Raw genomic sequence first — 22,261 nt, forward strand, 5'->3', positions numbered from 1 at the left:
TCGCCATCAACTACAAGGATCTGAGGATCTCTGACGCGCCTGATTTGCCTAGCAGGATACCGCCGGTGAAAACACCCTAGGCGACTTGGGATTAAGATGCTGGATGCCCAAGGATTTAGCTGGAGCTTGGCCATTCCATGCAGGGAAGCAGACCGGCTCGGTGATGCGGTTAAACAGCGCTTGAGCGATTTTTACCTGCTCTCGATCCTGCCGGGATATTTCAAAAAAGGTTTTGTCCACCATCACGCTGCTGCCGCTGCCGGCGAAAGCGCCCGCGTTCAACCCGGTGGAGAACCCCTGGCAATCATGAGGGAGAACTGGATCTCCAACCGGGTGTTCACGTCCTACACGGAGATCCTCGACCACTGCTGCGACGCCTGGAATAAGCTCGTCGACCAGCCTTGGGCCAGCCGCGCTTTCAAGGATGAAGCCAGCCGCCCGAAGCGAGATCTTGCTATTATGCCGTGTTGAAATCCGCGAGTGAGGGCAGGGGAGAATAGGAATATTTCATCTCTCCGCCGCAAGTAGAGATGCGGCCATGGCGTTGCTTGATGCGGCCATCAAGCAGATCACGGCGAAGCTGCATAAAGGCCGCAATATTGGATCGGGGCCTTTATGGATGAAAAGTACGGCTACGCCAAAGCGGAACGCAGATCCTGGATCAGGTCGTCAGCATCCTCGATACCGACGGAGAGGCGCACCAATCCATCGTCGATCCCAAGTTCCGCACGCACATGCGGCGGCACCGAAGCATGGGTCATGATGGCCGGGTGTTCGATCAGGCTCTCCACGCCACCAAGGCTCTCCGCAAGCGTGAAAAGCTGGCAGCGCTCCAGGAAGCGCGTTGCGCCATCGAGCCCGCCTTTGATGCGAGCCGTGATAATGCCGCCGAAGCCACGCATCTGGCGCTTTGCCAGTTCATGCTGAGGATGCGAGGCAAGGCCCGGATAGATCACACCATCCACTTGCGGGTGAGCCTCGAGAAACTCCGCAATCTTCAGGGCCGATGTGCAGTGCCGCTCCATGCGAAGAGACAGCGTCTTCAGGCCGCGTAGCGCCAGGAAACTGTCGAAGGGGCCGGAGATCGAACCGACGGCATTCTGAAGGAATGCGATCTTCTCGCGAACTTCCTGGTTCACGCCTACGATCACGACTCCGCCCACCATGTCGGAATGGCCGTTCAGGTACTTGGTTGTGGAATGCACAACGATGTCGAAGCCGAACTCCAACGGACGCTGCACCCAGGGGCTCGCGAAGGTATTGTCGGCGACCAGCAGCGTGCCGTGGCCGCGCGTTACCTGGGCGATGGCCTCCAGGTCGGCGAGCTTCAGGAGCGGATTGGTTGGCGTCTCGACCCAGACAAGGCGCGTGTTGGGGCGCAAGGCTGCCTTCACGGCATCCGGGTTGCCGAGATCGACATAGGTGATGTCGAGCCCAGCCGATTGCTTGCGTACTTTCTCGAAGAGCCGGCGCGTGCCGCCATAAAGATCGTCCGATGCGACGATGTGAGAGCCCTGTTCCAGCATGTCGAGCACTGTCGCGCTCGCAGCAAGGCCGGATGAGAAGGCGAAGGCGGCCGTGCCTCCTTCGAGATCCGCGATGCAGCGCTCGAAAGCCATGCGGGTCGGGTTCTGCGAGCGTGCGTATTCGAAGCCCTTGTGAACGCCGGGGCTCTCCTGCGCAAAAGTGGAGGTGGCGTAGATCGGCATCATCACCGCGCCCGTCGTAGGATCCGGTGTCTGGCCTGCATGGATGCAGCGGGTAGCGAAGGCGAGTTGGTTGCGGGCGTTCATTATGCCTGGATCCGGAAGTAGTTGATGAGGTCGATGCGGGTGGCGAGACCGACGAAGTTGTCGCCATCCATGATTACCGGCACGAGACCGGCGGCGAAGAGGGGCAAAAGTTCCTTGACCGGCGCCTGAGCAGAAACGGTCTGCAGGCGGGTCACCATGATTTCGCGCACGGGCTTGTTAAAGACGCTCTGCGGAGCATTCTCGGTTGCTACCAGCGCGTCGAGGATATCGCTCTCGTCGATGAGACCGACGACACGGCGATCCTCGATCACCGGCAGTTGCGAAATGTCGGAGGAGCGCATGCGCGCGAAGGCGGAACGAAGGGTCTCGTTCGGGGAGACGAAGATCGTTGCACCTTCACCGAACGGGTTGATCACCACGTCGCGTGCGGTGCCGGTCGGCTTACGATCAAGCCATCCTTCCTGCGCGATGAAGGCATCGTTGAACACCTTCGACAAATACTTGGCACCTGTGTCGCAGACGAGTGTCACCACGCGCTTCGGCTGGCTCTGCTCGCGGCAATAACGCAAGGCCGCGGCCAGCAATGTGCCGGAGGATGAACCGGCAAGAATACCTTCTTTACGCAGAAGTTCGCGAGCAGCGGAGAAGCTTTCCTTGTCGCCGATGGAATAGGCTTTCTTCACGAGAGAAAGATCGCAATTTGCGGGCACGAAATCCTCACCGATGCCTTCGACGGCCCAGGAGCCCGCCTCCGTCATCTCTCCAGTTTCCACGAGCGGGGCGAGAATGGAACCGGCAGGATCGGCGAGGACCATCGTGGTCTTTGGAGAGGCCTTCTTGAGATAGCGCCCGATGCCGGTCAGTGTGCCACCGGAGCCAACGCCGACGACGACGGCATCGACATCGCCTTCCATACCTTCGAGGATTTCAGGGCCTGTGCTCGCCTCATGAGCTGCCGGGTTCGCAGGGTTCTCGAACTGGTTGATATAGACGGCCCCAGGCGTCTGGGTCGTGATCTTCTGGGCGAGGTCCTGATAGTAATCGGGATGTCCCTTGCCGACATCCGAACGCGTGATGACCACTTCGGCGCCGAGGGCCTTTGCATGCAGCACCTTCTCGCGAGACATCTTGTCCGGAACGACGAGGAGGGTGCGATAGCCCTTGCTGGCGCCGACCAAAGCGAGCCCAACGCCCGTATTGCCGGCCGTGGCCTCCATGATGGTACCGCCGGGCTTCAGGCTGCCATTCTTTTCGGCGGCCTCGATCATGGCGCGGGCAGGGCGGTCCTTGATGGAGCCGCTCGGATTGGCGCTCTCAAGCTTCAGGAACAGCCTGCAGGGGCCGGTATCCAGGTGCGTCACCTCAAGGAGAGGCGTTCTGCCGATCAGGTCCAAGGCTCCACGTGCAGCCATTTTTCACGTTTTCCCATGTGAAATGATTTAATGCTTCTATATAGATGTGAAAAAGGCTCCTGCCTATAGGCGTCTCTAAGAATTCTCAGGGAAGTGCGCCTGTTCCTTGTCTCTCAATGCTGGAGAAAGGTTTCGGGGTCCGCTCTTGGACTATTCGGCTTTCCTGCGACTCTGGATTTCTTTCCGAACGACAGGCGCGACCTTCGTTCCGAACAGCTCAATGCTCCGCATGGTCTGGTCATAAGGCATGGTGCCGACGCTGAACTGGGCGAGGTAGCGGTCATGGCCGAAGATCTCATGCTGGAAGAGGATCTTATCGATGACTTCCAGTGGACTCCCGACAGCTGGCGCCACGAGGAGAGCGCATGGCTTCGAAATGTTCACGCGTCGTCGGGCCGCAGCCGCGCTCTTGCCCGAGCTTCGACATCACATCGGCATAGGGCGGGAAGAATTCATCGGCCGCCTGCCGCGATGTGGGCGCCACATAGGCATGAGTGTTGATGCCGACCTTGAGGCGCCGGCGATCATGCCCAGCCCGTCGCGCTGCTTCGCGATGAAGTGAGACGAGAGGGGCGAAGCGTTCCGGCTCGCCGCCAATGATGGCGATTGCAAGTGGAAGCCCAAGCACGCCTGCACGCACCACCGATTGCGATGTGCCGCCTCCTGCGATCCAGATCGGCAGAGGGTTCAGGACAGGACGCGGATAGACAGGCTGGTCGTGAAGCGGCTCACGATGCTCGCCCGACTAGGTGACGCGCTCCTGATCTCAGACCGTACGGAGCAGATCGAGCTTTTCCGCAATGAGCGCGTCGTAATCTTTCGGATCATAACCGAGGAGCGGTAACGACTCGATGAATGAGCCGCGACCTGCCATGATCTCTGCGCGTGCGCCAGACAGAAGATCGAGCCTCGCGAAGCTCTGGAATACACGCACGGAATCGTCGGAGCTCAACACCGTCACGGCGCTGATCAGGCGAATGTGCCCAGCTCCATGGCGACCTCTTCAGGCAATCGGTTCACTTGCTTCGAGCGTATCGGGCCGCTCCTTTATCGGCGATAACCTGAAGCTTCTCGGCAAATGGCAACTTAGGCCCGACAGGCACGATGCCATTCGGATTGAGAGCCTTGATGGAATAATAGCCTCTCTTGATGTGATCGATGCTGACCGTGGCAGCGATGCCTGGGATATCCAGCATGCGATCGAGATAAGTGGAGAGGTGCGGATAGTCCGCGATGCGCCGCAGGTTGCACTTGAACAACCCATGATAGGCTGCATCGAAGCGAATGAGGGTGACGAAGAGTCGGATATCTGTTTCCGTCAGGCGATCACCAAAGAGAAAGACGCGGTCCGACAGAAGACCTTCCAGCCTGTCCAGCGTGGTGAAGACCTGGTGGAAGGCTTCTTCGTAAGCCTCCTGCGTTGTTGCAAAGCCTGCGCGGTAAACGCCATTGTTCAGGCCTGGATAGATGATGTCGTTGAGCGCATCGATGCTGACCCGCAGATCTTCTGGGTAAAGATCGTATGTGTCGTTCGCGAGGCTGCCGAAGCCCGAGTTGAACATGCGGACGATGTCGGCGGATTCATTGTTCACGATGGTCTGCCGTTCCTTATCCCAGAGCACCGGCACCGTCGCACGACCTGTGAAGGTAGGATCGGCCTTTGTGTAGATCTCGTGGATGTAGGTTGCTTCGTTCATCGCATCCTGGGTTGCGCCACCACCCTCGCCGAAACGCCAGCCCTGATCGGTAAGCGCCGGCTCGACAATGGAAACAGAGATGGCGTTCTCCAGACCTTTCAAGGTGCGGGCGATGAGGGTGCGTGAGGCCCAGGGGCAGATCAGCGCGACATAAAGATGATAGCGCCCGGCCTCGGCCTTGAAGCCGGCTTCACCGGTGGGGCCCACGCTGCCGTCAGGCGTGATCCAGTTGCGGAAGCTTGATGTCTGCCGCACGAAGCCGCCTTTGGCATCCTTGGCCTGTACAGGGTGCCATTCAGCCGACCATTTCCCATTCACGAGCATTGCAAAATCCTTGAGAGACCCAGAGCCGTCCTGCTGTGAACGGGGGCCCTGGGAGTGGTTCAGGCTCATCTATACCTCACCTTCTGAGTTGATAATCCTGGCTCTCCGGATAAGACTTCATCTTTAGGGAGTGAGATGCATGCTTGATCGGGTCACCGGAATGCAGATTTTCGTGCGGGTGGCCGCTCTTGGCAGCCTGTCAGCTGCGGCCAGATCCCTTGGCATCTCTCAGACAATGGCGACAAAGCATGTAGGAGCTATTGAGGAGCGGCTTGGCGTCAAGCTCCTTCACCGGACGACCCGGCGTCTCACCCTCACCGAGGCGGGGCGGCGTTATCTTGAGAGCGCCGAGCGCATCCTTGCTGAGGTGGAGGAGGCGGAAGCCGCGGCTTCCGCCGAGCGGGTCGAGGTGAGGGGCATGCTGCGGGTGAATGCTCCGCTGTCCTTCGGCTTTCGCGAGGTCGCGCCTCTCATGGCCGAATTCTCCCGGCTCCATCCCGCCGTAACGATCGATCTCGGATTGAACGACCGCTTCGTCGATCTGATCGAGGAGGGATGGGATGTGGCCGTGCGGATCGGGCGCTTGCGGGATTCCACCATGATCGCACGCAGGATTGCCCCCTGCCGGCTCGTGGTCTGCGGATCTCCGGCTTACTTTCGAGAAAAGGGGGCGCCGAAAACCGTGGCGGATCTCACGGAGCACAATTGCCTCGGCTACACCCTTTCCCGTGCTCTTGGGCCGGACGAATGGGCGTTTGACTTCGAGGGGAGGATAAAGATCCCGATCAAGGGCAACCTTCGCGTCAACAATGGTGATGCTCTTGTGGCCGCTGCTGTTGCGGGACAGGGCCTTATCTATGAGCCCACCTTTGTCGTCAGCGACGAATTGCGGGCAGGGCGGCTTATGGCCCTGAGCCTCGACTATCCGCCGCTCGAGCTGCCGGGGGTTTTCGCGGTTTATCCGGCTAACCGTCATCCGCCGGCCAAGGTACGAGCTTTCGTGGATTTCCTGGCACAACGGTTCGGACCCAACCCACCATGGGATCGTGGGCTCAGGCTGCCGGGCTGACCTCCGAGCGAATAGCTCTCGCTCTGATATTTCATGTCTCCTACACCATCAGATTAACCTTGTTCGGTAAGGGCTGGAAGAAGTCCCATAACCACCACTCGCATCTTGGAACTTATTATGGAGCGCCTACGTTATGGATGGTCGGCTTCCGTCCAGAGGTGGAGAGAGCACCCGTCGGTTTGCCGCACTGCAAGGGGTGCCGGGCTGTTCGCCCGGATCGTGTTACGGGGGGCTTCATGCCACAAGTCGAATCTGCCACATCGCAGCTTGATCCCAGGCTGCTGCTCAAAGTCTTGCGTGCTTTCCGGAAAGGGGACTTTTCGGTTCGCCTGCCAACCGACATGACTGGAGTCGATGGCGAGATTGCAGAAGCTTTCAACGATATTGCCGATTTGAACCAGGGCCTCGCCAGAGAACTCGATCGCGTGGCGAAGGTGGTCGGTAAGGAAGGCCGCATTAGCGAGCGTGGTCGCCTCGATGGAGCGACAGGCTGCTGGAGCGATTGCATTACTTCTGTGAATTCCATGATCGGCGACATCGTTCAGCCGACCATCGAAGTGGCCCGCGTGATCGGTGCCGTGGCTAAGGGCGACCTCAGCCAGACCATTGAACTTGAAACGGAAGGACGTCCACTGCGTGGTGAGTTCCTGCGCATTGGCAAGGTGGTCAACACCATGGTGGGCCAGCTCGGCAGCTTCGCCTCCGAAGTGACCCGCGTGGCACGCGAGGTGGGATCGGAAGGTAAACTCGGCGGTCAGGCCAAGGTGAAGGGCGTTGCCGGCACGTGGAAGGACCTCACCGACAACGTGAATCTCATGGCGGCGAACCTCACCGGCCAGGTGCGTAACATTGCCGAGGTGACCACGGCTGTCGCTATGGGTGACCTGTCCAAGAAGATCACTGTCGATGTGAAGGGCGAGATTCTCGAGCTGAAGAACACCATCAACACCATGGTGGACCAGCTCAATTCGTTTGCGGGCGAAGTGACCCGTGTGGCGCGCGAAGTGGGAACGGAAGGCAAGCTCGGCGGACAAGCGGAAGTGCGCGGCGTCGGTGGTGTCTGGAAGGATCTCACCGAAAATGTGAATATGATGGCCGCGAACCTCACCGGCCAGGTGCGTAACATTGCTGAGGTGACCACCGCCGTTGCCCGAGGTGATCTCTCCAAGAAGATCACCGTTGATGTGAAGGGCGAAATTCTGGCGTTGAAATCCACGATCAACACGATGGTGGACCAGCTCAACTCCTTTGCATCGGAAGTGACGCGCGTTGCGAAGGAAGTGGGTTCCGAGGGTAAGCTCGGTGGTCAGGCGCAGGTGGAGGGCGTCGGCGGTGTCTGGCGCGATCTCACTGAGAACGTGAACATGATGGCCGCGAACCTGACGGGTCAGGTGCGTAACATCGCTGAGGTGACCACGGCGGTTGCGAATGGCGACCTGTCCAAGAAGATCACCGTGGAGGTCAGGGGCGAAATTCTCGAGCTGAAGAACACCATCAACACGATGGTGGATCAGCTCAACTCCTTCGCCTCGGAAGTGACGCGCGTCGCACGCGAGGTGGGATCGGAAGGCAAGCTCGGCGGGCAAGCGCAGGTGCGTGGCGTTGCCGGCACGTGGAAGGACCTGACCGACAACGTGAACCTCATGGCCGCAAACCTCACCGGCCAGGTGCGTAACATCGCTGAGGTGACCACGGCGGTTGCGAATGGCGACCTGTCCAAGAAGATCACCGTGGAGGTGCGGGGTGAGATCCTCGAGCTGAAGAACACCATCAACACGATGGTGGATCAGCTCAATTCGTTTGCAGGCGAAGTGACCCGTGTGGCCCGTGAGGTGGGATCGGAAGGCAAGCTCGGTGGCCAGGCTCGCGTGGAAGGCGTTGCCGGCACGTGGAAGGACCTGACCGACAACGTGAACCTCATGGCGGCGAACCTGACGGGTCAGGTGCGTAACATTGCCGAGGTGACCACGGCTGTCGCCATGGGTGACCTGTCCAAGAAGATCACCGTGGAGGTGCGAGGCGAGATTCTCGAGCTGAAGAACACCATCAATACCATGGTGGACCAGCTCAATTCGTTCGCCTCGGAAGTGACGCGCGTCGCGAAGGAAGTGGGATCGGAAGGCAAGCTCGGTGGGCAAGCCCAGGTGCGCGGCGTGGCCGGCACGTGGAAGGATCTCACCGACAACGTGAACATGATGGCCGCGAACCTGACGGGTCAGGTGCGCAACATCGCTGAGGTGACCACCGCCGTCGCTATGGGCGACCTGTCCAAGAAGATCACTGTGGCGGTCGAAGGCGAGATTCTCGAGCTGAAGAACACCATCAACACCATGGTGGACCAGCTCAATTCGTTTGCGGGCGAGGTGACCCGTGTGGCGCGCGAAGTGGGAACGGAGGGCAAGCTCGGCGGACAAGCCCAGGTGCGCGGCGTGGGTGGTGTCTGGAAGGATCTCACCGACAACGTGAACATGATGGCCGCGAACCTGACGGGTCAGGTGCGTAACATTGCCGAGGTGACCACCGCCGTCGCAAACGGTGACCTGTCAAAGAAGATCACCGTGGATGTCCGCGGCGAGATCTTGGAGTTGAAATCCACGATCAACACGATGGTGGACCAACTCAACTCCTTCGCCTCGGAAGTGACGCGCGTGGCACGCGAGGTGGGTATCGAGGGTAAGCTCGGTGGTCAGGCGCAAGTGCGCGGCGTGGCCGGCACCTGGAAAGACCTGACCGACAACGTGAACATGATGGCGAACAACCTCACCGGTCAGGTGCGCGGTATCGCGAGCGTCGTGACCGCGGTTGCAGAAGGTGATCTCAAGCGCAAGCTCACTGTGGATGCCAAGGGCGAAATCGCAGCGCTCGCTGATACCATCAACGAAATGATCGATACGCTCGCCACCTTTGCAGATCAGGTCACGAACGTGGCGCGTGAGGTGGGTGTCGAAGGCAAGCTGGGTGGCCAGGCAAGGGTGCCGGGTGCAGCGGGCCTGTGGCGCGACCTGACCGACAACGTGAACCAGCTCGCTGCCAATCTCACTACGCAGGTGCGCGCCATTGCGGACGTGGCGACCGCCGTGACGAAGGGCGACCTGACCCGGTCGATTTCGGTGGAGGCATCCGGAGAGCTTGCATCGCTCAAGGACAACGTCAACGAGATGATCCGCAACTTGCGCGATACGACGCTCAAGAATGCGGAACAGGATTGGCTCAAGACCAACCTCGCCAAGTTCACTCGCATGCTGCAGGGCGAGCGTGATCTCACCACGGTGTCCAACATGATCCTGTCGGAGATCGCGCCGCTGGTGAATGCGCAGCATGGTGTGTTCTATACGGTTGACGCGGACGGCGGCGAGCCGATGCTCGAACTCGTTGCTTCTTACGCTTTTACCGAGCGCAAGCATCTCAACAATCGCTTCCGTCTCAAGGAAGGTCTTGTTGGGCAGGTTGCCTATGAGAAGAAACGCATTCTCGTCACCAATGCTCCAGGCGATTACATCACTATCAGCTCCGCATTGGGCGAGGCTCCGCCACTCAACATCATCGTTCTGCCGGTGTTGTTCGAACAGGAGGTGAAGGCTGTCATCGAACTCGCCTCGTTCAGCCGCTTCTCGGAGACGCATCAGTCGTTCCTCGATCAGCTGACCGAGTCGATCGGTATCGTTCTCAACACCATTGCCGCCAACATGCGGACGGAAGGCCTGCTCAAGCAATCGCAGCTCCTTACGATCGAGCTGCAGAGCCAGCAGGAGGAGTTGAAGAACACGAATGATCGTCTGGAGCAGCAGGCAGCAACCCTCCGTCAGTCGGAAGAACTTCTGCGCCAGCAGCAGGAGGCGCTTCAGAAGTCCAATGAGGAGCTTGAGGACAAGGCCCGCTTGCTTGAACTGCAGAAGCAGGAGGTCGAGGCCAAGAACCGCGAGGTTTCTGTCGCCAAGACTGCGCTGGAGGAGAAAGCCGAGCAACTGTCGCTGACTTCGCGCTACAAATCCCAGTTCCTGGCCAATATGAGCCATGAGCTGCGTACACCGCTCAACTCGCTCCTGATCTTGTCGAAGCTCCTCACGGAGAACCCGGAGGGCAATCTCAGCGACAAGCAGAAGGAGTTTGCCAAGACGATCCACGCGGCCGGCTCGGACCTGCTTGCCCTGATCAATGACATCCTCGATCTGTCGAAGATCGAGTCTGGCACGGTGAGCCTCGAAGTCACGAATGTGAGCTTCAAGGATCTCGTAACTCACATGGATCGCACCTTCCGCCAGATCGCCGAGGAGCGGAAGCTCGACTTCCATATCGATGTCGATTCGAAGCTTCCATCCATGATCAGGACGGACTCGAAGCGGCTGCAGCAAGTCCTGCGCAACCTCCTGTCAAATGCCTTTAAGTTCACCGAAAAAGGTGGCGTAAGACTGCGCATCGGCTCGGCTGAAGGTTCACCATTGCGGGCAGGTAGCCAGTGGATCTCGATCGCCGTCACGGATACCGGCATCGGTATTCCGGAGGACAAGCAGCGCATCATCTTCGAGGCGTTCCAGCAGGCGGATGGCACGACGAGCCGCAAATATGGCGGTACGGGTCTCGGCCTTTCGATTAGCCGCGAAATTGCACGTCTGCTCGGTGGCGAGATCGTAGTGTCGAGTGCGCCGGGACAGGGCTCGACCTTCACCTTGTTCCTGCCGCTGGAACCACCTGCGAACCACGGTGTTCAAACATTCACCTCGAGCCCGCGCCCTAATGGAGGCGGCACGACTGGTGCTGCAGAAGACACCTCGTCCACCATCCTGCGTCAGCCGTCGGCACCAATGGCGCTTTCGGCTTCCCTCGATGACAGGCATGCCATCGTATCGGGCGACCGAGTCGTTCTGATCATCGAGGATGATGCAATGTTTGCGTCCGTTCTCCTTGAGCTTGCACGCGAGCAGGGCTTCAAGGGACTGATCGCCATGGATGGTGCTTCGGCTCTTGCGTTGGCGCATCGGTACAAGCCTCATGCAATCACGCTTGATATCGGTCTGCCCGATATGGATGGCTGGGCGTTGCTTGATCTTCTCAAGCACGATCCGAGGACACGTCACGTGCCTATCCACGTGATCTCGGTGGATGATCAGAAGAAGCGCGGTCTCAAGGCAGGCGCCTTCGGCTTCCTTGAGAAGCCAGTCGACCGGGAATCCCTGATGACGGCGTTGAACCGCACCAAGGATTTCATTGATCGGCCTGTCAAAAAACTGATCCTCGTCGAGGATGATGATAACCAACGGATGAGTATGTCCGAGCTCATGAAAGGTGAGGAGGTGGACATCACCGCCGTCGCTACGGCGGAGGAGGCCCTTGAGACCATCCAGGCACGCAAATTTGATTGTGCCGTGGTGGATCTCGGCTTGCCGGATCTTCCGGGGGCAGAGCTCATCGAACGAATCCGCAAGACCAAGGGGGGCGAGGATCTCCCGATCGTCATCTATACCGGACAGGATCTGAGCCGTGCGGAAGAGCGCCGTCTGGAGCAGATGGCCGCAACGGTGATCCTGAAAGGCGAGGGGTCTTCCGAGCGGCTTCTCAACGATACGGCCTTGTTCCTACATCGCTCGATCAGTGCGATCCCGGAGGAGAGCCAGATCATCGTTGAGCCGAAAGGAGAGGCCGCTCTCGAGGGCCGCAAGGTACTTATCATTGACGATGACATGCGCAACATCTTCTCGCTGACGAGCGCTCTCGAGCAATATGGCCTCAGCGTCATCTTTGCGGAGAATGGTCTTGAGGGCATCGAGAAGCTGCGTGAGACACCTGACGTGGACATCGCCCTTGTCGATATCATGATGCCAGAGATGGATGGTTACGAGACGATGCGGGAAATCCGGAAGGATCCTCGCTATCGAGATCTTCCGCTCATTGCCGTCACGGCGAAGGCCATGAAGGGTGACAGGGAAAAGTGTCTGGAAGCGGGCGCGACCGATTATGTCTCGAAACCTGTGGACATCGATCAACTTCTCGCCGTCTTGCGCGTTCAACTGAGTCGAAGCACCTATGTGCCTGAGGGGAGGACACACTCCAATGGTGCAGCAGAGACCGGTCTGAGGACATGATAGAACATATTGGGCAGCGCGGGCCGGAACCCGACCTGAGGCCTCAGGTTGTGGCACGCGCCATGTCTAGCCCTGTGCCAGCAAAGATTCTGGTGGTCGATGACGACCCCCGGAATCTGATTGCTGTCGAGGAGATCCTCAGGGCGCCTGGAATAGAGATCATCACGGCAGATTCTGGTGAGGCTGCCTTGCGGCAGGTTCTGAAGCATGACTTCGCGGTCATCCTTCTCGACGTGCAGATGCCCCGCCTCGACGGTTATGAAGTTGCGGGTCTCATCCGCAACCGGCCCCGCTCGTCACGTGTCCCCATCCTATTCCTGACGGCCTTCAACAAGGACGACATGCACGTCTTCCGCGGGTACTCGGCCGGCGCTGTCGATTATGTTTTCAAACCCATCGAGCCGCTGATCCTAAGGTCGAAGGTCGATGTGTTCGTCGATCTCTACCGCAAGACGGAGGAGATCCGCCGGCAGGGCGAGGAAGAACGCCGCCTGCTGATGGAGAACCTGCGGGTTCGGAGTGAGAAGCTCAAGACTGAGCAGGCCCTGCGACGCCGAGAGGAGCATCAATCCATTGTCCTGGAATCGCTGCCGATTGCGCTCTACACCGCATCGGTGCAGGAAGATCACCGGCAGCTCCATTTCACGAGTGAGAGTATCGAACGTATTACCGGCTTCCCACCCAAGGCGTTCCTGCAATCGCCGGACTTCTGGTCATCTCGTCTTCATCCCGATGACCGGGAGAGGGTGCTTTCACAGCTCCAGGAGCTGACGCACCAAGGCGCTGTCACCCTGGAGTACCGTTGGACTTGTGCCGATGGGACGGAGCGGTTCTTCCTCGATCAGACTATGCTCATGCATGATGACGAGGGACGCCCGCGCGAGTTCTTCGGCATGTGGTTTGACATCACAGAACGCAAGCAGATGGAGCAGAACCTTCTCCATGCCAGCAAGCTCGAAGCCGTGGGGCGCTTGACGGGTGGAATTGCGCACGACTTCAACAACATGTTGAGTGTTGTCATCGGCAATCTCGATCTGCTGCAGAAAGCCATCAAAGGCAATGCGAAGGCGGAGACGCGAGTCAGGATGGCCATGGAGGGGGCGCAAAGATGTGCGGATCTCACGCACAGGCTTCTCGCCTTCTCGCGTCGTCAGCCGCTGCAGGTCTCCGTAATCGATGTGGGCGCTTTGATGCCCGGGCTGTTGGAGCTGATGCGCCGCACCTTGGGCGAGCGGATTAATGTCAGCTTGGATGTGGCAGATAATGTCTACCCGATCGAGGTCGATCGGGCCCAGCTCGAAGCGGCCCTCCTCAACCTTGCGGTCAATGCGCGCGATGCCATGCCGGAAGGGGGCGATCTGTTGATCTCCGTTGGCACACAAACTTTGGAGGAAGGCAAGGTTGAGCACCCTGGTGATTATGTCGTGATTTCGGTCAGTGATACAGGAATCGGCATGTCGGCGGAGGTTCTCCAACGGGTATTCGAGCCGTTCTTCACGACGAAGGAGAGCGGCAAAGGTACAGGCTTGGGCCTCAGCATGGTCTACGGATTTGTTCAGCAATCCCACGGTCATGTGGAGATCGACAGCGCCCCCAGTCAGGGAACGACGATCCGTATCTTCCTGCCTCGCGCTTATGGAACGGCCGAGAGCCTCAACGAGAAGCAGACGGTTTTCGCAAAACCGTTTGGCGAAGGACAGACCGTCCTGGTCGTAGAGGATAATCCTGCTGTCCGTCAGGTTGCCATCTCAACCCTGCATTCACTCGGTTTCGACGTTGTCGAGGCGGAAACCGGCGATGAGGCTGCTCAGGTGCTGAGAACGAACGATCACATTCGTCTTGTCCTATCTGACGTTCGCATGCCCGGCGGTCTAAGTGGAATTGACCTTGCCCGCTTCATCAAGAGCGAAAAGCCGGACGTCCGCGTTCTCCTGACAACCGGTTATGTGGATAGCGCAGAAATGATCGAGGACGTTGAGCTGCTCTACAAGCCCTATCGCGCCACGGATCTCGCCGACAAAATCCAAGCTCTGTTGGAGAAGCCGGAGCCGGTCGGCAGAAATATCGCCCCGAGGCTGGCCGCTGTCTCCGCTTGAAAGCTTATGAGGCCCGAGCTTTTCCTGCGGGCGGGGTGACTTGCTGTTCTTCGGAATCGCCCAGCGGTGTAGGGTCTATGAGGGATCGCACGGAAGCGGGCGATGAGTGACAAGGCAGATATTGTTTTCCTGGATTTTGAAGCCTCCTCGCTGGGAAAGGAAGGTTACCCGATCGAGGTTGCCTGGGTGTTCGCATCGGGAGGTGAGGAGACACACCTCATCAAGCCCGCTCCCTCCTGGACAGATTGGTCCGCAGAGTCGGAAGCGACCCACCATCTCACGCGAGAGCGATTGATGTCCGAGGGGGAGGCGCATGACAAGGTGGCCAAGCGCATGCTGGATGTGCTCTCGGGCCACGCCCTCTATGCGACTGCTCCCTCTTGGGACGGGCAATGGCTCAGCAGGCTGCTGAGGGGCGCGGGCCTCCCGCGGCATGCCTTGCGCCTGCAGGATACTGATGTCGCGCATGAGAGCGCAATTTGCAGGATCCTGCAGGAAGCGGGCGTGTCAGAGAGCGAATGCGCTGATCTTGCGAAGGAGATCCTCGCGCAGGCACGCCGGAAGGATGAGGCGGACGGGGAACCCGTTCACCGCGCTCTCGCGGATGCCAAGCGCGAGCTGCGCGTGTGGCGCGATGTGCAAAGACGCGCAGAAGAATGCGCGAAAAGCCTCATGCCAAGGACCTGAGGCTTTTCATGAAGGGATATGAAGTCGATCAGGCCTCGAGGCGCTCGAGAGCGGCCTTGTCGCGCAGGACGATGGAGCGGCGGTGGGCCGGCAGCTCAATGATGCCCTGGCGTTCGAGCTGCGTGAGCGAGCGCGAGACGGTTTCAATGGTAAGGCCCAGATGATCGGCGATGTCGATGCGCGACATGGGAAGATCGACGTGGCTACCTTCCGTGAGGCGCTCGGAGAGAACGAGCAGGAAGGTTGCAATCTTTTCCAGGGCGTGCTTGCGACCGAGCAGCAGCATGTGATCCTGAGCGCGCTCCAGGGAGCGCATCATGGAGCCGATCACCTGATTGGCGAAGGCCTGATCACGTGAGGCCAGAACGTCCAGGCTGCAGCGGCGATAAGCGATGATGGTCGCATCACCCAGCGCTTCGGCGCTGAAGCGATGCTCGTCGCCCGATTCCACGCCGAAGATGTCGCCAGGAAGATGGAAGGCGTCGATCTGGCGGCGGCCATCGCTCAGGAGCTTGAAGGTGCGCACGGCACCGGAGACTACCTTGTAGAAGTACGCGGCCCGATCGCCCTCGGCAAAGACCTCTTCGTCCTTGGCCACCGTGCGGGCGGTGCCGAGTTCGGGGGTGGTGCGGGATGCAGGGGTATTGCGCAGAAGCGCAGCATTCGGGGCAATCTGGGTGCTGAGGGAAGCGTGCGCGGTCTGCATCGGGGCTCTCGTCTTTTGTGAATGTCTGACGTGAGCTCAGGGTTAACCTGACGCAGCGGAGGGCGAAATTCAGATGCTCTCCTAAGGGATATCCCGGAGGGTGGCCTGAAATGGTCAGGCTGGGGTGCTCAGTACCCCTCGAATGCTGTCGAGTAACGTACTGTCTTCCAAAGGTTTTTCAATGACTTGGCGGAACCCGGAATGGGCTGCGCGCTTGCGCATGTCGTCCGTCGCGCGGGCGGTAATCAAAATGGCAGGGAGCTTCACAAGGCGCCGGCGGAGCCTGTCCATCAACTCGACCCCGTTCATGGACGGCATGTAGTAATCGACAACCAGACAGCCATCGGCGGGCAGTTCCGGTTCCGCAAGCAGTTCGGCGCCGCTTTCGTAGACGCGCACGTTCATCCCCTCGAGTTCGAGAGCGAACTTTAATGATTGTCGAACGGCGGCATCATCATCCACGACGATGACCGGCCCTGGTGTCATGGACATGATGAGGTCCTAATCGGTCCCTGGCTCTAGGGTCACACGAGAACCTAATTCAAGGAAGGGGCCGAGGGCTTGATATGGGTCAAGCCCCTGCCGGCTGACACTTCAGGAATATCCCTTAAGGAGTTTCCCCAGTTCCCGTGGGGCGGATACCTACGAGAAGGGCCATGCGGACGAGTTCGGAAAGGCTGGAAGCCTGCATCTTCGTCATCACATTCGCCCGGTAGATCTCGACAGTGCGGGGACTGATGCCGAGATCGTAAGCGATCACTTTGTTGGCCTTGCCGGCGACAAGTCCTTCGAGAACCTGGCTTTCCCGCTCCGAGAGGGCTTCGACGCGGGCGCGCACCTCGGCGGTCTGCGCTTCGTGATGCGCATGCTCTTGCTGGTGTTTCAGCGCTGCACGGACAGCCGCCAGGAAGAGGTCATCGTCGAACGGCTTCTCAATGAAGTCGATGGCGCCTTCCTTCATGGCTTCCACCGCAAGCGGCACATCCGCATGGCCGGTCATCACGATAACCGGCAGCGTGAAGCCATGACTTTTCAGGCGGCGCAGGAACTCGATACCGTCAATACCAGGCATGCGCACATCTGTGACGATGCAGCCATCGGAGGCGGATTTCACACTGTCCAGAAAGGCGGAAGCCGATTCATGGAGGCGCACAGGCAAACCGTCCGAGGCGAGCAGGAAGGACAGGGACTGGCGCACCGCCAGATCGTCATCCACCACATGCACGATCGCTTCACTCGGCATTCGCTAACTCCTCCTGACTGACAGCACGCAACGTGAATCTGAACGTGGTTCCCCGACCAACTTCCGATTCGATCCAGATCTTCCCGCCATGGGATTCGACGATGGTTCGGCAGATCGACAGGCCTACGCCCATACCATGTTTCTTCGTCGTCACGAACGGCTGGAAGAGACGTTCCAGAACCTCAGGTTCGATGCCGGTGCCCGTATCGGCAACGCTGACCTCGACCAACTCTTCCTTCGGCAGGGATTGGGTGGCGATCGCCAGTTCCCGGCGGGAAGAATCTTCCATGGCCTCGATAGCATTGCGGATGAGGTTCAAAAGCACCTGCTGGATCTGAATGCGGTCTGCCAGCACCATGGGGGCCTCAGGGTCGAAGCGGTATGTGACGCGCACGCCCTTTTCTCTGGCGCCAACGAGGGCGAGGGCGCTGGCCTCCTCGACCAGTTTGGGTAGGCTTTCGAGATGCCGTTCGCTTTCGCCGCGCGCCACGAACTCGCGAAGGTGGCGAATGACCTGACCTGCACGCAGCGCCTGCTCGGCGGCTTGGTTCACAGCTCCCTCAAGCACCGGTACGTCCTGGCCTTCCATGCGCTGGAGAATGCGGCGGCAGCCTTTGAGATAGTTTGCGATGGCTGTGAGGGGCTGGTTGATCTCGTGTGCCAGAGTCGAGGCCATTTCGCCAAGCGCCGTGAAGCGCGACATATGCACGAGTTCGGATTGGAGCTCCTGCAGGCGGGCTTCCGTCTTTTGTCGCTCGGTGAGATCGCGAATGAAGCCGGTGAAGTAGCGCTGGCCCCCCGAGCGCATCTCGCCGACGGCCAGCTCGATGGGGAAGGTAGAGCCATCCTTGCTCTGGCCCACGACGACGCGGCCGATGCCGATGATCCGTCGCTCGCCGGTGGTGAGATAGCGATGCATGTAGCCGTCATGCTGCCCTCGATAGGGCTCCGGCATGAGGATCTTGATGTTCTCGCCGATGATCTCTTGATCCTTGTAGCCGAACAGGCGTTCGGCAGCAGCGCTGAAGAACTGGATGCGCGCCTGCTCGTCGATGACGATCATGGCGTCCGGCACCGTCTCCAGGATCGAGCGCAGATGCGCCTCGCGGGTTCTGAGGGCCTCTTCGGCGGCGACGCGTTCCGTGATGTCACGCATCACCTTGGCAAACCCAAGAAGCTCGCCGGCCTCGTTCTTCAGGGTCGTGAGGCTGACATGGGCGATAAAGCTCGAGCCATCCTTGCGGATGCGCACACCCTGCTCCTCATAACGCCCCGTGTCTCGGGCAACTTCGAGTACCTTCGTAGCCTTGCCGTTTTCAAGGTCTTCAGGCGTGTGAAATATCGAGAAGTGGCGGCCACGGATCTCGTCCTTGCCCCAGCCACCGATGTGCTCTGCACCCGTGTTCCAGCTGATGATCCGCCCCTCTGTGTCGAGCATGCAGATCGCATAATCGGTCACCGCGTCAACCAGCAGCTGAAAGCTGATATCCTGTTGCGACAGAGTAGAGGGAGCAGAAGCCGAGGCAGTCAAAGGAAACTCCAGTCGGGATGGCTTCCCATCAATTGACCAAGATCAATCCAGGGAAAACGGTCGCCGTTCCTGTGGCGTTCCTAGCACAGGCATAGATGGCTTCCTACAGGTGTATAATGTCGCCATAAAATGGAAGCTGTGCTTCTAGTGCACGACACCCGCAGCCAGGGCACCGAGCAGCGCCGATCCGAGAAGGGCTCCATCGTGGAGGCCAAGCAGCCAGCGGGAGGGTTCACCATCCTCGTGAACCCAAAGAGTGGTGCCCATCGTCACGAGGGACCAACCAGTCCCGAGAAGCGCGGCTGAGAGGGTGAAGGCCATTGTCGTGCTGGAAACCAGGAAGACGAGCGCTGCCAAGGTCGTCAGGACACACCCGCCAAGGGCGACCCAGACAGGCCTGATCGACTTGGGCAGTCCAGCCAAAGCCAGAGACGGAGCATACATGGCGATGACATGCCAAGCGATAGCTCCAGACACAGCTTCGCCAAGACCGCAGCCGACCATCGCGATGGGAGTGGCCCCCATCAGAGTAGTCATGGCGAACCAGCCAAGCGCCCCGACAAGGCTCGGCCAGAGAATACGCTGCCATCCCTGCAAGGGCGCGGCTTCCGCCTGAACACGGCGAAGCCGACGATAAGGCAGAGCCGCCGTGGCAAGAAGCGACCCAAGGTGAGCGAGCGCCGCTGCACCTGCCATGCCTGCCAGAGCGTGTGGGGCGGCGAGGCTTTCAGCAAAGGTCGCAACGGTCGGCGCAAAGAGGCCCGCAATGGTGGCAGCTCCAAAGACCAGGAGGGTGGCGCCCGTTCCCTTCGCTCCGAGCGGGGCTGCCGCGTGGCGATAGAACAGGCTGAAGCCGCTGGCGATGCCGAGCCAGAAGGCTCCCAGCACCAAGCCGGTGAACTGCCATTGCAACAGGGACCAGGCCGTCAGCAACCCTCCGGCGACACCGAGACTTGCACCGAGGGAAAAAGCGGCACGACGGCCGAAGGCATCGAGGAGAAGGGAGGCTGGCAGGCTGGCGAGCGCCGCACCGGCATAGAAGGCGGCATAGGGCAGGGTGGCCCAGGTTGCGTTCGGAGCAAGCGACAGGCCTACGAGCGGAAGAATGGTGAGGGTAAGCACCTGCGAGAGCACGGACAATGCGAAGGCAACCGCAAGCAGCGCCGTTCCACCGTAATCCGGTGTGCCGTCGGCTGCTTCAATCGGCTCGCAGAGACAGTCGAGCCGCCCCGCTCGTGGCATGGCAGATGATGTGCTCATGGTGTGATGTCGTCGTCCTTCAGCACGCGAATGGCCGCGCCTTCGACATCGTCATATTGGCCGTTCTTGAGCGACCACAGGAACGCGGCAAGGCCTGTGAGGCCTAAGAGCAGCGCTGTCGGCACAAGATAGATGAGAACTTGCATGGATCAGGCTCCCTGTAGGACCGGAACGGCCGGCGTGGAGTTGGTAGGCGAGGGCCGCCCCTCGGACAAAGCCTTGGCCTTTGTGCCTCGCGCACGCAAAGCGTTCAGGGTTACGAGGCTCGACGAGCCGGACATGGCGAGCGCGGCAATGAGCGGCGTCACATAACCCATGAAGGCCAGCGGAACCGCGATCACGTTATAGACGAGCGCGATCATCAGGTTCTGGCGCATCAACGTGCGTGCGCGGCGAGCGATGCTGAGAGCATCCAGAACAGGAGAGAGCTTGTCGCCGAGGAAGACCGCATCCGCATGCGCCTGGGTGATATCGGCAGCCGTGATCGGCGAGATCGAGACGTCCGCCGTGGCAAGGGCCGGTGCATCGTTGAGGCCATCGCCGATCATGAGCACTTTGCGGCCTTCAGCTTTCAGTGCTTCGATGGCGGCGATCTTCTCCACGGGCTTCGCACCACCGCGCCATTCGCGGATGCCAAGAGCGGCTGCAATGGGAGCTACGGCTTCTGAGCGATCACCAGAGAGGATGCGGCAATCGATGCCGAGATCACGCAGAGCCTTCACGGTCGTCACGGCATCAGGGCGCAGGGCTTGGCGTACCAGCAGGATCGTGCGTTCATGGCCGTGGGCGAAGGCAATCATCGAGACATCCGCCTCTTGACCCACTGCCTCGGGCACAAGAGCGGCGGCACCGCAGAAAGCAGGGCTTCCGAGTCGAAGCTCCACACCATGCACGATGGCCTTCACACCCTGGCCAGCTTCTTCCGTAGCCTCCTCATAAGGACGGCGCTCCTTCGCCTCCTGCGCGACCGCAGCGGCGAGCGGGTGATGGCTCGAGAGAGCGAGGCGCGCGGCAGATTCGAGAAGATCCGGGCGGATCGAGGAGGCATTGGCAACGCGCATTTCCGGCAGGGTCAGGGTGCCCGTCTTGTCGAACACGATGGTATCGGCCGAGGCCAGACGCTCCAGCGCATCGCCGGAATTGAGGAACACGTTCGAGCGGAACAGGGCGCCCGAGGCGACGACCTGCACGACAGGCACAGCAAGCGCCAGTGCGCAGGGGCAGGTGATGATCAGCACCGCGACGGCGGTGATGACGGCATCGTGTACGGTGGCGCCAAGGGCAATCCAAACAGTGGCTGTCAGAGCAGCTGTCAGATGCACCACCGGAGCGTAGGCGCGCGCCACCTTGTCCGCCAATTGCACATAGCGGGATTTGGCTGCGGCAGCGGTTTCGAGAAGCCGCTCCACTTCATCGAGAAGCGTACCTTTGCCGGCAGCCGTTACCCGGAGAGTGAGCGTGCCATCATAGTTCATGCTGCCGGCATAAACCGTGTCGCCAGCCGCAGCGGAGCGCCGCACCGTTTCACCTGTCACAAGGCTCTCGTCGAGTTCGGAACTGCCTGCAATGACAATGCCATCGACAGCGATACGCTCGCCGGGGCGCACGAGAACGCGATCACCTGGATTGAGAGCGGCCGTAGGTACGAGAGCGGCCTCGCCCTTGTCGTCGAGGCGATGCGCAACCTCCGCCTTGAAGGCGGCGAGATTGCCGGCCACCGCGCGGGTGCGGCGGCGCATGGCTTGATCGAGATAACGGCCGCAGAGAAGAAAGAAGAGCAGCATCACAACCGAGTCGAAATAGGTGTGCTCGGCGTGATTGATGGTCTCCACCACCGACATGGTGAGCGCCAGCAGAATGCCGATGGTAATCGGCACGTCCATGTTGGTACGCTTCGCCTTCAGCGCGCTCAAGGCGCTGCGGAAGAACGGTTGGCCCGCATAGGCCACAGCCGGAAGCGCGATGAAAGCGGCAAGCCAGTGGAAGAAGTCGCGGGTTTCCGGCGTGATGTCGGTGACGTTGCCCGACCAGACGGAGACCGCAAGCAGCATGATGTTCATGGAGGCAAAGCCCGCCACCGCCAGGCATTTCAGAAGCCACTGAGAGCGACGTGTTTCTTCCTCTTCCACCAGGCGTGACTGATAAGGATGAGCGCGATAGCCAAGACGCTGCAATTCCTCGACCACGGCAGAGGGCGCGATGGCTCCCTCCTGCCACTGCACCGCAAGACGGTGCGTGGTGTAGTTGAGTCGCGCATCCACGATGCCATGAAGCCGCCACAAACCGCCCTCGATTTCGTCGATGCAGGCAGCGCAATCGATGCCCTCGATGGCAAGATCGAGATGCGCCGTTCCATCGTCCTGACGCTTGACGAAGACTGAGAGATCGAGGGTTTCGGCCAT

14 protein-coding genes and 2 pseudogenes are annotated in these 22,261 nt (G+C 60.0%); 5 read left to right on the plus strand and 11 right to left on the minus strand.

Translation table 11 applies throughout. The features are described from left to right. Nucleotides 1–229 precede the first annotated feature (229 nt). Nucleotides 230–471 (plus strand): annotated as a pseudogene (locus AA309_RS17910) (hypothetical protein); the annotation flags it as partial. 161 nt (nt 472–632) lie between these two features. Here AA309_RS17910 and AA309_RS17915 read toward each other — a convergent pair. The 4 genes and pseudogenes from AA309_RS17915 to AA309_RS17930 all read right to left on the minus strand — a co-directional run bounded on the left by AA309_RS17915 (nt 633) and on the right by AA309_RS17930 (nt 5,187). Then, a complete protein-coding gene (locus AA309_RS17915; RefSeq protein WP_047190387.1) occupies nt 633–1,793 on the minus strand; it encodes a cystathionine gamma-synthase in 1,161 nt (386 codons plus the stop codon). After that, nucleotides 1,793–3,166: a pyridoxal-phosphate dependent enzyme gene (locus AA309_RS17920; RefSeq protein WP_047190388.1), complete on the minus strand. Its 1,374-nt coding sequence runs from the start codon at nt 3,164–3,166 to the stop codon at nt 1,793–1,795. Before AA309_RS17920 ends, AA309_RS17915 begins: the two co-directional genes overlap by 1 nt. A gap of 150 nt (nt 3,167–3,316) precedes the next feature. Continuing rightward, nucleotides 3,317–4,145 (minus strand): annotated as a pseudogene (locus AA309_RS33240) (LLM class flavin-dependent oxidoreductase); the annotation flags it as partial. Nucleotides 4,146–4,182: 37 nt separating this feature from the next. After that, nucleotides 4,183–5,187, minus strand: coding sequence for a glutathione S-transferase family protein (locus AA309_RS17930; RefSeq protein WP_047190453.1), 1,005 nt, complete (start codon nt 5,185–5,187; stop codon nt 4,183–4,185). A 139-nt stretch (nt 5,188–5,326) separates the two neighbouring features. On the opposite strand from AA309_RS17930, the gene AA309_RS17935 reads away from it, so the two are divergent. The 4 genes from AA309_RS17935 to AA309_RS17950 all read left to right on the plus strand — a co-directional run bounded on the left by AA309_RS17935 (nt 5,327) and on the right by AA309_RS17950 (nt 15,119). Then, nucleotides 5,327–6,256 carry a LysR family transcriptional regulator gene (locus tag AA309_RS17935; RefSeq protein WP_047190389.1) on the plus strand — a complete coding sequence of 310 codons (930 nt, stop codon included), beginning with the start codon at nt 5,327–5,329 and terminating at the stop codon, nt 6,254–6,256. Between the two features lie 236 nt (nt 6,257–6,492). After that, the gene (locus AA309_RS17940; RefSeq protein ID WP_047190390.1) at nt 6,493–12,336 is read left to right on the plus strand and encodes a HAMP domain-containing protein; all 5,844 of its coding nucleotides are present in this window, start codon (nt 6,493–6,495) and stop codon (nt 12,334–12,336) included. Further along, entirely contained in the window at nt 12,333–14,432 is a 2,100-nt protein-coding gene (locus AA309_RS17945; RefSeq protein ID WP_052954805.1) for a response regulator, read from the plus strand. Before AA309_RS17940 ends, AA309_RS17945 begins: the two co-directional genes overlap by 4 nt. A gap of 102 nt (nt 14,433–14,534) precedes the next feature. Next, complete coding sequence (locus AA309_RS17950) at nt 14,535–15,119, plus strand: 3'-5' exonuclease (RefSeq protein ID WP_047190392.1); 585 nt, start codon at nt 14,535–14,537, stop codon at nt 15,117–15,119. A 28-nt stretch (nt 15,120–15,147) separates the two neighbouring features. Here AA309_RS17950 and AA309_RS17955 read toward each other — a convergent pair whose 3' ends face one another. From AA309_RS17955 to AA309_RS17980, 7 genes are all read right to left on the minus strand, one after another. After that, entirely contained in the window at nt 15,148–15,825 is a 678-nt protein-coding gene (locus tag AA309_RS17955) for a helix-turn-helix domain-containing protein (protein ID WP_047190393.1), read from the minus strand. 114 nt (nt 15,826–15,939) lie between these two features. Then, complete coding sequence (locus AA309_RS17960) at nt 15,940–16,317, minus strand: response regulator transcription factor (protein WP_047190394.1); 378 nt, start codon at nt 16,315–16,317, stop codon at nt 15,940–15,942. Nucleotides 16,318–16,432: 115 nt separating this feature from the next. Then, nucleotides 16,433–17,068 (minus strand): response regulator FixJ, encoded by a 636-nt coding sequence (gene fixJ, locus AA309_RS17965; RefSeq protein WP_047190395.1) that lies wholly within the window; start codon nt 17,066–17,068, stop codon nt 16,433–16,435. Beyond that, nucleotides 17,058–18,599 carry a PAS domain-containing sensor histidine kinase gene (locus AA309_RS17970; protein ID WP_047190396.1) on the minus strand — a complete coding sequence of 514 codons (1,542 nt, stop codon included), beginning with the start codon at nt 18,597–18,599 and terminating at the stop codon, nt 17,058–17,060. Before AA309_RS17970 ends, fixJ begins: the two co-directional genes overlap by 11 nt. 144 nt (nt 18,600–18,743) lie before the next feature. Continuing rightward, the gene (locus AA309_RS17975) at nt 18,744–19,859 is read right to left on the minus strand and encodes an MFS transporter (RefSeq protein ID WP_047190397.1); all 1,116 of its coding nucleotides are present in this window, start codon (nt 19,857–19,859) and stop codon (nt 18,744–18,746) included. Further along, the gene (ccoS, locus tag AA309_RS33245) at nt 19,856–20,005 is read right to left on the minus strand and encodes a cbb3-type cytochrome oxidase assembly protein CcoS (protein WP_084731364.1); all 150 of its coding nucleotides are present in this window, start codon (nt 20,003–20,005) and stop codon (nt 19,856–19,858) included. Before ccoS ends, AA309_RS17975 begins: the two co-directional genes overlap by 4 nt. Nucleotides 20,006–20,008: 3 nt before the next feature. Beyond that, nucleotides 20,009–22,261 (minus strand): heavy metal translocating P-type ATPase, encoded by a 2,253-nt coding sequence (locus AA309_RS17980; protein ID WP_047190398.1) that lies wholly within the window; start codon nt 22,259–22,261, stop codon nt 20,009–20,011.

Source organism: Microvirga vignae (assembly GCF_001017175.1).
GTDB lineage: Bacteria > Pseudomonadota > Alphaproteobacteria > Rhizobiales > Beijerinckiaceae > Microvirga > Microvirga vignae.